A 14,197-nucleotide genomic window follows, 5' to 3' on the forward strand; every position below is an offset into this window, starting at 1 on the left:
TTAACCTCCAAATATCCGTTTGAATAAACCTTTTTTCTCTACATCTAAGAAGCGAAAGTCGACAGTCTCACCTAGTAAGCGGCTAATAGCGTCTGCATAAGCTTGGCCTGCATCAGATTCGCTGTCTAAAATAACAGGTTGGCCAGAGTTAGATGCACTTAATACTGCTTGAGACTCAGGAATAACGCCTAATAAATCAATCGCTAAAATATCCTGAATATCTTCAACCGATAACATTTCACCTTTCGAAACACGATCTGGGTTGTAGCGAGTAATTAATAGATGTTCTTTTATATTTTCTAAGCCTTCTTCAGCGCGCTTAGACTTACTGTGTAAAATACCTAAAATACGATCTGAATCTCGCACTGAGGATACTTCAGGATTTGTTGTTACAATTGCTTCATCGGCAAAGTACATTGCCATCATAGCGCCAGCTTCAATACCCGCTGGTGAATCACAAACAATGTAATCAAAATCTTCTTTTAATTCGTTAAGTACGCGCTCAACACCTTCACGTGTTAGGGCATCTTTATCACGTGTTTGCGACGCAGGAAGTAAAAATAGTTTATCAACGCGCTTATCTTTAATAAGTGCTTGGTTTAATTTGGCTTCACCATTAATTACGTTTACAAAGTCATACACTACACGACGTTCACAACCCATGATTAAATCAAGGTTACGTAAACCAATATCGAAATCGATAATAACTGTTTTGTAGCCTTTTAATGCTAAGCCTGTGCCAATTGCGGCACTTGACGTTGTTTTACCAACACCGCCTTTACCCGAGGTAACGACAATAATTTTTGCCATGAGATTTATCCTTTAACCAAAGCTGAAATTTCTAATGATTCATTTTTTTGTTGTATCTGCACAGCGCTACCCCAGTGTTCACCTTGCAGAGAATCACTGATCCAGTAATTGCCATTAATAGAAACAAGTTCTGCTTCTAAGCGATTACAAAATATATGTGCGTTTTTAAACCCTTTTGCGCCAGCGATTGCTCTGCCACGCAGGGTTCCGTATATATGTACGTTGCCATCAGCAATAACTTCTGCGCCATGACTTACAGCACCTAGTACCACTAAATCGCGATCTTTTGCATAAACTTGCTGACCAGAGCGTACCGTGCCATTAATTATTTGTGCAGGCAAGTGCACTGTTTTTTCAACAATAGATGTATTGGGTTCTTTTTTAACAGATTCACTCTTAACGTCTTGTGAATAATTTAATACCGATAGGCCAGCAGCTTTTGCTTGCGTATGTTGCTCGTCTGAGCCATTACATACACCAATCGCATTAAAGCTCATGCGCTCAAGTAATGATTTTAAATGGACAAAATCGAGAGAGTTATTTTTTATCTCATTTAAGTTAACAACAATAGGCGCACCTTCAAAAAACTTGGGTGCTTGGGCTATTTTTATATACAGTTGCTCTGCTAAAAGATTTATATCAGTACTATAAAGATGTAAAACTGATAACGTAAAAAGATTCCCTTTTAGCTCAAAAATTTGTTCTGACATACACGCTCAATTGAATTATCTGATCAGAGATTAAATTTAGATAAACGCAGGCTGAATAAGGCCTTTATTGAAATTTCAATCTAATTTTTCTAACTTATTATTGCTCTCATGTTATAGTGTGAATCATTGTTAAGCAAGAATTTATAGGGCCATAATGCTCACTGCGGTATATAAAAGTAAGAAAAAAGCGGATAGCTTCTTATTTGTTGAAAAAAGAGATGATTTTACTAAAGTTCCGGAACCTTTAATGGCTATGTTTGGTCAACCTAAATATGTGATGCTGATAAACCTAGCAAAACGTGAGGTGTTAGGTACAGCTGATTTAGAAACCGTAAAAGAAGCATTGACAGAAAAAGGGTATTATTTACAAATACCGCCTCCGCAAGAGAATCTGTTAAGCCAATTGCGAAAAGAAAACGGAGCCGAGAATGATTAAAAAATTAGCCATAATTTTATGTGGAGTATGTTTAAGCACATCTGTAATGGCAAAAACCCAAGCTGAATTTCAAACATATTTAGATGCTTTAAAGCAAGAAGCAATTGCAAAGGGTTACGACAGCCAGCTTATTGATCAAGCATTTGCTGGTGCAAGCTATAAAGAAAAAATAGTATCTGCTGATAAAAATCAGCCAGAAGTCAAAGAAACGCTTGAAACCTATTTACCTAAACGTGTACCGCAATGGAAAATTGATCGTGCCCGTAAATTATACGCCGAAAATCAAGAAGTGCTGGAAAAAGTAGCTAAAGACTTTGGCGTGCAAGCGCGCTTTATTGTGGCAATTTGGGGCCTTGAAAGTAACTTTGGTGCTATACAAGGTGGCCATAATGTAATTTCATCGCTCGTTACGCTCGCATTCGATGGTCGCCGCGAAACCATGTATAAAAAACAGCTTTGGGCTGCGCTTGATATTTTAAAGTCAGGGCACATTACCCTTGATAAGTTTAAAGGCTCTTGGGCAGGTGCTATGGGGCAAACGCAATTTATGCCAACCTCATTTAACGCTTACGCGGTTGACTATAATAACGATGGTCGCAAAGATATTTGGACGACCAAAGAAGATGCATTCGCCTCTATTGCTAATTACCTAAAGCAAGAAGGTTGGAACGACTCGCTTACATGGGGTCGCCAGATTAAGTTACCAGAAAATTTTGACAGTAAATACGTGCTAGTGCGTGGTACTAAAACGCGCAAGCAATGGTTAGAATTTTGGAATGATTCAGAACGTTCATTAGCCGAATGGCAAGCATTAGGTGTGCGCCGTGCAGATGGTAGTGATCTGCCAAATGTAGATGTGCGAGCAGCGTTGGTAATGCCAGATGATATGAATGGTCGTATGTACTTAGCCTACGATAACTATAAAGTATTTATGCACTGGAATCGCTCATACTACTTTGCTACCAGTGTAGGTTACTTGTCAGACAGAATTGGCTATCCAAAAATATAATACAGATTAAATAAGTATCTAAAAAAAGCCGCAATTGCGGCTTTTTTTAGATTTAACTTACTCTTTCTTAAATATTTTATCTTTTAAATCAATTACCTTACCGATACCAGAGCCTAGCTTCATTAGCTTATTAAGTTGCTCAGGAGTTAAACGCTGTAGTTCAGACGACCATTTAGTCACTGTTTCAAGCAAGTTATGAATTTCGCCCATTTGTTTTTGTGCGTAAAGTTCATCTTCGTTGTTTGCTGTGTCTAACAGGTTATCACGCAGTAAGCTTAGAGTAGGCTCTACTTCGCGTTTTTTACGTTCTTCGAACACCCGGTTAGCCATGTCCCAAATATCACCCGCAGGGGCATAATATTCTTTTCTGTCGCCAGGAATATGTTGTACTTTAATTAGCTGCCACGATTGGAGCTCTTTAATGCCCATACTAACATTACCGCGTGAAATACTGAGGGATTCTGCAATTTGGTTTGCGGTCATCGGATTTTTAGTAATAATCAATAAGCCACACATTTGTCCAATAGTACGATTGAATCCCCAGCGGCTACCCATTTCACCACAGTGCATTACAAAGGAAAAATTTTTGTCGGATAAACTCATAACTTCTTAATTTTTAGTAATTTCAGAAACTAATGCTAGCACGCTTATTGAGTATGGCAAGGGCTTACAGCGAGTTAAGCAATTACTGTCAAACTAAAGTTTGATTTAGATTAATAATCACTCAGCTATATTGGTTTAAGTTGTAATGGGTATAAAGCAATGACGTTTATTTTTAATACACATTAATACTTATTTTATAGGTATTACTTAAACGATGGAATGATTATGAAAGCTGCAATTAATAATGAATTTAAAGGTAAATTACAGATAATAGATATGCCTATCCCAGAGGTTGGCATAAATGATGTACTAGTAAAAATAGCGGCCTGTGGGGTATGTCATACCGATTTACATGCATGTCATGGCGATTGGCCTGTTGCACCTAAAATGCCTTTAGTACCGGGCCACGAAGGCGTAGGTGTAATTGAAAAGGTTGGTAGCAATATTAAACACCTAGAAGTAGGCGATCGCGTTGGTGTACCTTGGCTTTATAGTGCATGCGGGCATTGTGAGTATTGCTTAGATGGCAGAGAAACCCTGTGTTTGTCACAACATAATACCGGCTACTCTATAGATGGTAGTTACGCCGAATATTGTTTAGCACACGGTGACTACGTAGTAAAAATACCCGAAGGGCTTGGTTTTTCAGAAGCGGCGCCATTATTTTGCGCTGGAGTAACCACGTATAAAGCACTTAAAGTGTCAGGGGCTAAACCCGGGCAATGGGTCGCTATCGTGGGAGTGGGCGGTCTTGGGCACTTAGCTGTACAGTATGCTAAAGCAATGGGGTTTAATGTTATAGCAGTTGATACCGGCAAAGAAAAACTAGCGCTGGCTAAAGAGCTTGGCGCAGACATTACCCTCGACTTTAAAGAAGTGGTCCCCAGCGAAGCCATTTTTGAACAAGTAGGCGGCGCGCATGCAGTCGTGTGTACTGCAGTTTCAAAGCCTGGTTTTGAGCAAGCTTATAAAAGTGTACGCCGTGGTGGTAAGTGTGTGTTAGTTGGTTTACCGCCAGAGGATATGCCATTACCTATTTTTGACACAGTATTAAATGGTGTGTCAGTTGTGGGCTCTATTGTAGGTACTCGAAAAGATTTACAAGAGTGCTTAGAATTTGCAGCACAAGGTAAAGTAAAAGCAATTATTGAAGAAAAACGCTTAGAGGATATTAACGAAATTTTTGATGATATGCTTAAAGGCGAAATTAACGGTCGTATAGTTGTTACTATTTAAAGGTTAAAAAGGCAATAAAAGGCGTACATATTAAGTATGTACGCCTTTAATTACTTTAGTGACAAACCTAGTTAAAGTGTGTAGCTAAAGCTCAATTTAGCATTGCGCTCTTGCCCAGGCATACCGCCTAAAAACATGGCTTTAGAGTAATAACGCTTATTAAATAAATTATTAAGATTTAGCTGCATATGCCATTTATCAGTTGTGTACGAAATGGCAGTGTCATAAATTGTATAGCTAGGTACATAACCATCCGGAATCGAAAACGAGCTAGAGTTAGTGCTGCGGTTATCTACAAAAGTAATACCGCCGCTAATATTTACTGCCTCTGGTAAATTAAACATGTTTGCGTAGTAAGTTACCCAAGTGCTGGCAGTTACATAGGGCACACCTTTTTGGCGAGTATCGAAACTGCTGCTATTAGGATTACTTTGATCGCGCGCATCTTGGTATACGCCGTTGACGTTTATTTTCCATTTATCGTTTAAGTAAGCGTTTAAATCAAGCTCCACACCTTTGGTTTCTTCCTTACCATTATAAAAGCTTTCAACTACACCCTCTGCAGATACACCCGCTTCATAAAGAGGATTAGCATACTCTAAATTAGTTCGTGCGCTTTCAAATACCACAATAGAGGCTAATAACTGATCGTCAAAGGCCTTAAAGCGAAATCCTAAATCGTTACTTAACGATTCAGAATCTTCTCTGTCGGCTTCATTACCACTTACAGAGCCTAAAACACTGTAGGCTGTACGCCCTTTAGAATGATTAACAAATATCGAAAAATCTTCAGTTGGCTGATAAGTTGCACCTAAATTATAGGTTAAACCACTGTCTGATGTATTTGCCTCAGGTGTTGGGTTTGCACGGCTTGAACTGTAGCGCTCATCTACACCTAAATGCTCGTAACTTTGTTTAATGCGGTTATAGGCAACCCCAATACGTGTAGTAAGGGCTTCATTAATATAGCTTACATGTTGAATACCTACCCCCCAAGCTTGTACTTTTTTATTATAGTCGCTGGTTTTAAGTGGGTCGTAATCGGCAAAGTTACCGGTTGGCCAGTTAGGCTCTCGTATATCGTAAATGTAGGGCAGTGTGCCTTGGTAAAGTAAGTTACCGTCGCTATCGTTGATCACTTTATCGGCATCATAAATAGAGTACTGTTTAAAGCCAATATCTCTATCTTCATAATTAGCGTTTACTAATAACTCGTTGTCTATATCGGCTACTGAAAAGTCGTAACGCAAATCGGCAAAGTACTGCCACGACTTCTCGTCGGCCTCCACTTGTCGATACTCTTGGCGGCGTGCTGCAAACGGGTAAAGTACACCGTCTTCAACTAGTGGCGCGCGCGGATCTTGATTTATTACTCCACTGCGGGTTGAATACACGTAATTATAAGCCCCGGTTTGACGAGCAAAGCTTGAGGTGTAATTACGATACTGCAATTGTTGATTTAAAAACAAATCATCGGTAATAAAGTAGTTGTGGGTTAATTTAAAACGCAGCTCCTCACCTTCGTTATCTTTAGCCATAGGTGAAATAATACCATTAGTACCAAAGCTGTAAGGCGTTAAACCATCTGAAGACGATAATGAATTTGCAAGCTCAATGCGCTGCGCTTCAGATAATTGCAAGCCATTGCCAGACGGATCATTTACTAAATCAGCACCGGTTACTTGATCAGACGTTAGTCCATTTACCGAATTTGCATCGTAAATACGAATAGGGTGACCAATTGAATCCACTGCAATGGCATCTTTAATGTAGGCCGCGGAGAGCATAATATTTTGTTTGTTATCGAATACATATTTAAGCGAGGTATAAATTTCGTCGCGATCTTCTTTTAAGTCACGAAAACCGGCACTAGAAGCCGTTTTAGCCATGACTCTGTAGGCTAAATTATCGGTTATAGCATTGGTGCTATCAATCGAAAGTGCATAACTATCCCACTGGCCAAGCTCTACGCCCACTTTATGTTTTTCGTTAAACTCAGGCTTTTTTTCAATAAGGTTTATTACGCCACCAGCGCTACCAATGCCATATAAACCAGTAGCAGGGCCTTTTAGTACCTCAACCGATTCAACATTAGTAAGCGAACGAGTCGGGTTAAAGGTATTACCTAGCCCCGCACCGCCATACATGCCGTCGTAGGTGTAATTGGCATCTAAGCCGCGAATAACTAAATTATCGCCAATACCGTAGTTATTGCCGGCTTGAGTTAAACCACTTACGTTGCGTACTAAATCTTGCAGGCTATTAACCCCTTGTGATTCTATAAGTTCACGGTCAATAATAACCACAGGAGCTGGGGTTTCCATTAACGACATATTTGACTTAGTAGCTAGGCCAGAACTCATAACAACACGGTTTTGTTTTTCGTAAACGCTAATGTGCTCTATGTTGTCTTCAACTTTTATGTCATCGGCAAAGGCTAATTGCGCATTTAAACAAGCAAGGGTAAGTAAAGAATATTTAAAGTTATGCATATAATGGTAAGTATTCGTATTTAACAAGTTTCACGAATGATAATGGTTATCGTTATACAAATAAATAAAAAGTTTTAAAAAAACCTTAATAACAATCTGTTTGCTGGTTTTTTAAGCGAGCTGGAGTTAGCAAGCGTAACTTATGCTTTTTAAATGCACGATTATCTTTTTCAGCCTAAGTTGGTCAGAGTTTCAGCTATTAATTGTTTAGGCATAAAAATTATTTAGACTTAAAATAAAGGCCCGCTATAAACTAAAAGCGAGCCTTATGTAGATCTACTTAAAAAGAGTTACTAGTTTTTGTAAACTACCCCTGCTTTCATTACAAAAGGAATGTGCTCAAGCGTTGCTATATTTTTAAGCGGATTGCCTTTTACTGCAATAATATCGGCTGCAAAGCCTGTTTTAAGTTGGCCTAATTGCTTATCCATTTTTAATAGCTTTGCGCTATTTACAGTAGATGCTTGAATTGCTTGCAGTTCAGTCATACCAAACTCAACCATGCGAGAAAACTGTTTAGCATTATCGCCATGCGGGTAAATAGCAGCATCGGTGCCAAATACCATATTAACGCCGGCGTTAACTGCACGTTTAAAGCTGTCACGCTGCACCTTAGATACTTGGCGTTCTTTATCTAGATTTTCCTCATCTACACCATTTTGCTCGCCAAAACTCAATGTATATTCGGTATTGTAAATATCCATTGAGAGCCAAGTGCCATGATCTTTAGCCAGTTTAATTGCCTCGTCATCTAAATAACTGGCATGCTCTACGCTATCAACACCGGCTCTAATTGCGGTTTTTATACCATCTGTACCATGAGCATGCGCGGCTACTGGTAAGTCGCGAAGATGCGCTTCATCTACAATGGCTTTCATTTCTTCAAATGAGTACTGCTGTGCACCCAATTTAGTCCCTTTTGAAAATACTCCTCCTGTGGCACAAAATTTAATGGCGTTGGCACCGTATTTAATATTTTCGCGCACTTTAACGCGTACCGCCCATGGACCATCGGCAACGCCTTGCGAGGTATATTTAAGCTCAGGTGGCAAACGGTTGTTATCACAATGGCCGCCGGTAATACCTAAAGAGGGGCCTGCTGCCCAAATACGAGGGCCAATTATATCGCCTGCATTAATTCCATCGCGTACTGCAATTACGCTGTAACCTTCTGCGCCCACATTACGCACAGTAGTAAACCCAGCTTCTAGGGTTTTTTTCGCAAAGTATGCTGCTTTTACAGCCATACGCGGTATCGATTGTCCTACACGCTCACTGCGAGGTACCGTTGGATCGCTGGTTAAATGCACGTGCATGTCCATTAATCCTGGCATAAGTGTCAGCTCAGGCAGCTTAATATGTTCATCCCCTTTATTAAGCTTAGGCGTTTTATTGCTATCAATTGCGGTGATCACGCCATTATCTATGGTAACTAGGGGCGACTGTATTAACTTACCACTTTGAACATCAAGCATTGCCTTAGCAGATACATAAGTAACAGCGTAAGCATTTATACTGTTTAAACATAAAAGTGCGATAGAAGCAGACAGTAGTTGTTTTTTCATATTAAGGGATCTTTTATTAGTATTTTAAATTAACTCGACTTTACCAAGCTAAACACAAACTGCAAATAAATAGCGATGACTGCAATCTATCGTAATTTCTTTATTTAGTTGATGTAACTACGCATACTCGTTAAGTAAATATTAACAGGGTATCAGCATGAAATTAATAAACTTGGCGGTTGTAGCCAGTGGTGTACTGCTTGCTTTAAGTGGTTGCACTAATATGAATAAAAGTAAGCATGAAAGTAACAACACCAGTGGCCACGCGCAATTAAGCATGGGTAATACTGGCAAAGCAGTGGTGTCAGAGCTCTCAGCGCAGCAACAGCTTGATGTACTGGTAGCGCAATATTACGATGAATCGCTTATGTTTAGCCCTCTTAGTGCCACTTACAATGGTCGTAATGAGTTTAATAACCAATTTACACCTATTATTTCATCAGCTAACCGCGATAAAAAAGCCGCTTTTTATAAAAAGTATCAACAGCGCTTAACACTTATTGATAAAGAGCAGCTAGTAGGGCAAGCATTATTAAGCTTTGAAGTATTAACCCAAGACTTAGCGCTTAAACTTGAAGGAATGCAATACCCAGATTATTTATTGCCAATTAATCAAATGGCAGGGGCGCATAATACCTTTGCAGGTTTTGGCTCGGGACAAAGTGCACAACCTTTTAATACAGTTGAAGATTACACCAACTTTTTAGCCCGAAGTAAGGGCTTTATTAACTGGCTTGTAAGTGTGCAAGAATCAATGGCGCAAGGCATAAAGCTTGGCGTAGTGTTACCAACGCCACTGGCTAAAAAGCTGCAACTACAATTTGCAGCACATGTGGTAACTGACGCCGAAGACTCACTATTTTGGGCGCCAATTAAAAACTTCCCAGAGTCGTTTACAGCACAGCAAAAGCAACAAATTACAGCACAATATAGAAAATTGATTATAGAGCGTTTAGTACCTGCATATAACAGCATGAGCGAGTTTTTAGCTAATCAATATATTCCTAATAGCCGAGAAAGTGTTGGTTATAGCGATTTACCTAACGGTAAAGCGTGGTACGAATACCAAATTAAAAAACACACTACGCTTAGTTTATCTGCTAACGAAATTCATGAGATTGGTTTAAGTGAAGTAGCGCGCATTTTAAGCGAAATGAAAAAAGTAAAAGCAACCGTAGGTTTTAAAGGTGACTTATCTGCATTTTTTGACCACTTACGTGATTCGGACGAATTTTATTACAACACCCCTGAAGAGCTAATTGCGGCATATGAAAACGTTAAGAAAAAAATAGATGCGCGTTTGCCACTGCTTTTTAACATAGCACCCAAAGCGCCATATATTGTAAAAGCGGTAGAAGCTTACAGAGCACAATCGGCTGCGGGCGCATCTTATGCGTCTCCAGCACCGGATGGCTCTCGTCCAGGTGTTTTTTATATTAATACCTATAACTTAAAGGCGCAGGCTAAGTTTTTACTCGAAACGCTCTCGATTCACGAAGCAGCGCCTGGGCATCACTTTCAAATAGCATTACAGCAAGAAATAGATGGCCTGCCAGATTTTCGTAAATTTGGTGGTTACACCGTATTTGCCGAAGGCTGGGCGTTATACGCCGAAAGTTTAGGGAAAGAGCTGGGCTTATTTACCGACCCTTATATGTGGTATGGGCGTTTGTCAGATGAGCAATTACGCGCCATGCGTTTAGTACTCGATACTGGTTTTCATACAAAAGGTTGGACGCGTCAGCAGGGTATTGATTACATGCTAGCTAATTCGTCTATGGCTAAAAGTGATGTAATAGCCGAAGTTGAGCGTTACATAGCATGGCCAGGCCAAGCGTTGTCGTATAAATTAGGGGAGTTTAAAATTAGCGAACTGCGCGACTTCGCACATAAACAGCTAGGTAATAAGTTTGATATTAAAGCGTTTCACACGCAAATACTCATAGATGGCGCATTACCTATGCCAATTTTAGAACAGAAAATAAAGCGCTGGGTTAAATCAGAGCAATAATGCTTAGGCAAAGCCTTTACCAGCACGGTATTGGCTTTGCGCCATTTGCAGCAATACGGTAGAATGCGCGCTCTTTAGGGGCGCGAGTACATTATGTTTGATCAACAATTAGCAAATACACAATTTTGGCTTGAAAAAAGCCTAAGCGACATGAACCAAAATGAATGGGAAGCCATTTGTGACGGCTGCGGAAAATGCTGCTTAAATACCTTTATTGATAGCGAAGATGAAGATGAATTTACCGCCACCGATCAATTACGCGAAGGTGAGCAGTTAATATTTACTAATATTGTGTGTCAGTATCTCGATAATAATACCTGTGGTTGTAGCGAATACGAAAATCGTCAAACGCTGGTTCCATCTTGTGTAAAACTTACCAAAGAAAACCTCAAAGATATCTTTTTTATGCCACAAAGTTGCAGCTACCGCCGTTTGCACGAAGGACGAGGATTAGCCTCGTGGCATCCGCTGTTAAATAATGGCGACAAAACAAAAATGCATCAGCAAGGCATTTCGGTAAAAGACAAAACAGTAAAAGATTGCGACGTTAAGCTCGACGACTTTGACCTATATATAGCCGAGTGGCCAACCAAGGATAGCGATTAATGAGCAAGCAACAGGCTGTTATTGGTTTATTAAATCCCAAAAGCCCAACTAATGTGGGCGGTGTATTACGTGCTGCAGGTTGCTATGATGCGCAGCAGGTGTTTTTTACCGGAAACCGTTATTTAAATGCACAAAAATTTCATACCGATACAAAAAATGTGGTTGAGCGAATTTCACTAACGGCCACCGATAATTTAGAAAAGGTAAAGCCACAAGGTGCCACGGTTGTGGTTATTGAGCTAATTGAAGGTGCTACGCCACTGCCTGAGTTTACCCACCCAGAAAATGCATTTTATGTGTTTGGCCCAGAGGATGGCTCAGTGTCTAAAGAGGTTTTAAAGTGGGCCGACGAAGTAGTGTACATTCCTACTATTGGCTGCATGAACCTCGCTGCCACTTGTAACGTGGTGCTATACGACCGCTTAGCAAAACTAGGCGGCGTAGAGAGCAGCGATACTACAATTATCAATTCGCGCGATACCAATAATAAAATGAAATGGGAAAAAGCATAGCGTTTTAGTCGCTGTGCAGCGTATTTTAAAACGACATAAATTCCCCGTAGTTAAGTGCAATCAGTAATAAGCCTCGTAAGGGGCTTGTATTCTTAAGTACATAATTTAAACAACACACCTTAATCTCCTCCGTTCTTTTCAAGTTCATGAATAATCATAATTAAGCCTTTATTACTGTTTTAGCTTTTTTGTTGCTTGTAAGTTTTAATAACTAAGACATTTAGTTAAATATTTGCTAAAACTGTACGTGCTAATAATAACAACTAAAAAAGGGCACTTATGCTTGGCTCGTTAAAATTTACCTCTAAGGTCACTATTGCTGCATCACTGGTATTAGTATTGGTACTTGGTGTTTTTACAATTAATAACTATGTATCTATGCGTAATCAAACCGAGCAGCAACTTGCTCTTGTACTGCAACAAAGTTCAGAATCTGTTTCGCAAAACATTGCTAATTGGCTAAACGACAAACTGGCAATTGTTATAGCCATAGCAAAAACGCACCAATCTAGTGACAGCAAAGCACTTACCCTTACACAGCTTAATACCGCTGAGTTGGCCGGAAACTTTAAAAATACCTATATTGGTAAATCCAATGGCGTGTTTATATTAAACGATCAAAGTGTAGTATTGCCCGCTGATTTTGATGCCACGTCTCGCCCTTGGTACAAGCTAGTAGAAAACAAAGCCAATACTGCGTTTACTACCCCCTATATAGATGTAACCAGCAATGAACTTACTATATCTGCGGTTGTGCCGATGCAGCAAAATGAGCAGTTTATTGGCGTAGCCGGCGCCGACATAGAAATGAGCATTATTACAAAAATTATAAACGATATAGACTTTTTAGGCTTAGGTTACGGCTTTTTAATAGACAGTAACGGCCAAGTGTTAAGCCACCCTAACAGAGCGCTTAATTTAAAAAACACTACTGAGTTATTTGGTACCCATACAGCTTTACAAAGCGAATTTACAGAGTATCAAGTGGCAGGGCAAAGTAAGCTTATATCGTATACAAAAATACGCGGTATAGAAAATGTTGACTGGTACTTAGGCGTGGTAATCGATAAAGATAAAGCCTTTGCCAGTGTGTCGGCCTTTGGTAAAACGGCCGCTATATATATGCTTATTGGTATCGTTGTTATCATTATTATGATGCAACTATTATTGCGCTATTTAATGCGCCCAATGCAGCGATTAAACGACGCTATTAAAAACATTGCCCAAGGTGAAGGCGACCTAACGTGTAGATTAGAAGTTGAAAATGAAGACGAGTTTGGCGAGTTAAGTCATTCTTTTAATTTATTTATTGAAAAAATACAGCACTCTATTGAACAAGTAAAACACACCACAGAGTCATTAGATGTGGCTATTTCGAGTTTAGTGGCACAAACCGATTCAACATTATTAATGTACGAAGACCAAACTAAACGCACCGACAGTGTAGCTACCGCAATTAATCAGTTTTCTGCCACCGCAATGGAAATATCAAACAGTGCTGAGCGTGCCTCTAAGTTAGCTAAAAATGCCGTTCAGCACTCAGCGCAAAACCAGCAAACACTCAGTAATAACGTGGCCAGTATTCATCAGTTATCAAAAAATATGGAACAGGCACAGCAAACTATTAATAGCTTAAATGTGCATACAGCCAGCATTGGCCAAGTACTTGAGGTAATTAAAGGCGTAAGCGAGCAAACAAATTTACTTGCCCTTAATGCCGCAATAGAAGCTGCACGGGCTGGTGAAGCTGGGCGTGGTTTTGCTGTGGTTGCCGATGAAGTTCGCCAATTAGCGCATCGAACCCAGCAATCAACCCAAGAAATAGAAGACACCGTAAGCCAATTACAAAAAGGCTCTAATTTAGCGGTAGAACTAATGAAAACCAGTTTAAGCGACAGTGAAACAAGCGTGCAACAAGCCGATGCGGTAGGTGTTGTAATGCAACAGATTATAGATGCAATACAAAAAATTAGCGATGCGAATCATGTTGTTGCTAGTGCAACCGATGAGCAAAATCAGGTTGTTAAGTCTCTCGATTCAGACATTCATAATATAAGTGAGCTTTCAATACAGGGCAAAGCTAATTTAAACCGTACCTTGGATGAATGCACCAAGCTTAAACAACAATTTAGTGATTTAGAGCGCATGGTTAAAAAGTTTAAAGTTTAAAAACAATCGCTAACAGCAGTTTAGCTATTAACCATTAT

Annotated in this window: 12 protein-coding genes; 7 read left to right on the forward strand and 5 right to left on the reverse strand. The window is 39.7% G+C overall.

Annotated features, from left to right (window positions below):
- Both minD and minC read right to left on the reverse strand, forming a co-directional pair.
- A complete protein-coding gene (minD, locus tag PTRA_RS18560; RefSeq protein ID WP_058375101.1) occupies positions 1-810 on the reverse strand; it encodes a septum site-determining protein MinD in 810 nt (269 codons plus the stop codon).
- A gap of 5 nt (positions 811-815) precedes the next feature.
- Positions 816-1,520: a septum site-determining protein MinC gene (gene minC, locus PTRA_RS18565; RefSeq protein WP_058375102.1), complete on the reverse strand. Its 705-nt coding sequence runs from the start codon at positions 1,518-1,520 to the stop codon at positions 816-818.
- A 154-nt stretch (positions 1,521-1,674) separates the two neighbouring features.
- Here minC and PTRA_RS18570 point away from each other — a divergent pair, with 154 nt between their 5' ends.
- Both PTRA_RS18570 and PTRA_RS18575 read left to right on the forward strand, forming a co-directional pair.
- Positions 1,675-1,956 carry a YcgL domain-containing protein gene (locus PTRA_RS18570; RefSeq protein ID WP_058375103.1) on the forward strand — a complete coding sequence of 94 codons (282 nt, stop codon included), beginning with the start codon at positions 1,675-1,677 and terminating at the stop codon, positions 1,954-1,956.
- Positions 1,949-2,965 (forward strand): lytic murein transglycosylase, encoded by a 1,017-nt coding sequence (locus tag PTRA_RS18575; protein WP_058375104.1) that lies wholly within the window; start codon positions 1,949-1,951, stop codon positions 2,963-2,965. Before PTRA_RS18570 ends, PTRA_RS18575 begins: the two co-directional genes overlap by 8 nt.
- Before the next feature lie 57 nt (positions 2,966-3,022).
- Here PTRA_RS18575 and PTRA_RS18580 read toward each other — a convergent pair whose 3' ends face one another.
- Complete coding sequence (locus PTRA_RS18580; RefSeq protein ID WP_058375105.1) at positions 3,023-3,568, reverse strand: GbsR/MarR family transcriptional regulator; 546 nt, start codon at positions 3,566-3,568, stop codon at positions 3,023-3,025.
- Between the two features lie 225 nt (positions 3,569-3,793).
- On the opposite strand from PTRA_RS18580, the gene adhP reads away from it, so the two are divergent.
- Complete coding sequence (gene adhP, locus PTRA_RS18585; RefSeq protein WP_058375106.1) at positions 3,794-4,804, forward strand: alcohol dehydrogenase AdhP; 1,011 nt, start codon at positions 3,794-3,796, stop codon at positions 4,802-4,804.
- A 71-nt stretch (positions 4,805-4,875) separates the two neighbouring features.
- On the opposite strand, the gene PTRA_RS18590 is transcribed toward adhP, so the two are convergent.
- Together PTRA_RS18590 and PTRA_RS18595 are read right to left on the reverse strand one after the other, a co-directional pair.
- Positions 4,876-7,296, reverse strand: a complete 2,421-nt coding sequence (locus PTRA_RS18590) for a TonB-dependent receptor (protein WP_058375107.1) — start codon at positions 7,294-7,296, stop codon at positions 4,876-4,878.
- Between the two features lie 293 nt (positions 7,297-7,589).
- Positions 7,590-8,861, reverse strand: a complete 1,272-nt coding sequence (locus tag PTRA_RS18595; protein WP_058375108.1) for a Xaa-Pro dipeptidase — start codon at positions 8,859-8,861, stop codon at positions 7,590-7,592.
- Positions 8,862-9,018: 157 nt separating this feature from the next.
- Between PTRA_RS18595 and PTRA_RS18600 the strand changes: the two genes are divergently transcribed.
- The 4 genes from PTRA_RS18600 (at position 9,019) to PTRA_RS18615 (ending at position 14,159) form a co-directional block, all read left to right on the forward strand.
- Complete coding sequence (locus PTRA_RS18600) at positions 9,019-10,872, forward strand: DUF885 domain-containing protein (protein ID WP_058375109.1); 1,854 nt, start codon at positions 9,019-9,021, stop codon at positions 10,870-10,872.
- 93 nt (positions 10,873-10,965) lie between these two features.
- A complete protein-coding gene (locus tag PTRA_RS18605; protein WP_011330139.1) occupies positions 10,966-11,478 on the forward strand; it encodes a YcgN family cysteine cluster protein in 513 nt (170 codons plus the stop codon).
- Entirely contained in the window at positions 11,478-11,990 is a 513-nt protein-coding gene (locus PTRA_RS18610) for an RNA methyltransferase (protein ID WP_058375110.1), read from the forward strand. The genes PTRA_RS18605 and PTRA_RS18610 overlap by 1 nt, the downstream gene beginning before the upstream one ends.
- 279 nt (positions 11,991-12,269) lie before the next feature.
- Positions 12,270-14,159 carry a methyl-accepting chemotaxis protein gene (locus tag PTRA_RS18615; protein WP_058375111.1) on the forward strand — a complete coding sequence of 630 codons (1,890 nt, stop codon included), beginning with the start codon at positions 12,270-12,272 and terminating at the stop codon, positions 14,157-14,159.
- The last annotated feature ends 38 nt before the right edge of the window (positions 14,160-14,197 follow it).

This window comes from Pseudoalteromonas translucida KMM 520 (assembly GCF_001465295.1).
In the GTDB taxonomy this organism is placed as follows: Bacteria; Pseudomonadota; Gammaproteobacteria; order Enterobacterales; family Alteromonadaceae; genus Pseudoalteromonas; species Pseudoalteromonas translucida.

Bases quoted from the DNA above. Each gene is read 5' to 3' on its own strand.
- minD (WP_058375101.1), bottom strand. From the start codon at position 810: ATGGCAAAAATTATTGTCGTTACCTCGGGTAAAGGCGGTGTTGGTAAA.
- minC (WP_058375102.1), bottom strand. From the start codon at position 1,520: ATGTCAGAACAAATTTTTGAGCTAAAAGGGAATCTTTTTACGTTATCA.
- PTRA_RS18570 (WP_058375103.1), top strand. From the start codon at position 1,675: ATGCTCACTGCGGTATATAAAAGTAAGAAAAAAGCGGATAGCTTCTTA.
- PTRA_RS18575 (WP_058375104.1), top strand. From the start codon at position 1,949: ATGATTAAAAAATTAGCCATAATTTTATGTGGAGTATGTTTAAGCACA.
- PTRA_RS18580 (WP_058375105.1), bottom strand. From the start codon at position 3,568: ATGAGTTTATCCGACAAAAATTTTTCCTTTGTAATGCACTGTGGTGAA.
- adhP (WP_058375106.1), top strand. From the start codon at position 3,794: ATGAAAGCTGCAATTAATAATGAATTTAAAGGTAAATTACAGATAATA.
- PTRA_RS18590 (WP_058375107.1), bottom strand. From the start codon at position 7,296: ATGCATAACTTTAAATATTCTTTACTTACCCTTGCTTGTTTAAATGCG.
- PTRA_RS18595 (WP_058375108.1), bottom strand. From the start codon at position 8,861: ATGAAAAAACAACTACTGTCTGCTTCTATCGCACTTTTATGTTTAAAC.
- PTRA_RS18600 (WP_058375109.1), top strand. From the start codon at position 9,019: ATGAAATTAATAAACTTGGCGGTTGTAGCCAGTGGTGTACTGCTTGCT.
- PTRA_RS18605 (WP_011330139.1), top strand. From the start codon at position 10,966: ATGTTTGATCAACAATTAGCAAATACACAATTTTGGCTTGAAAAAAGC.
- PTRA_RS18610 (WP_058375110.1), top strand. From the start codon at position 11,478: ATGAGCAAGCAACAGGCTGTTATTGGTTTATTAAATCCCAAAAGCCCA.
- PTRA_RS18615 (WP_058375111.1), top strand. From the start codon at position 12,270: ATGCTTGGCTCGTTAAAATTTACCTCTAAGGTCACTATTGCTGCATCA.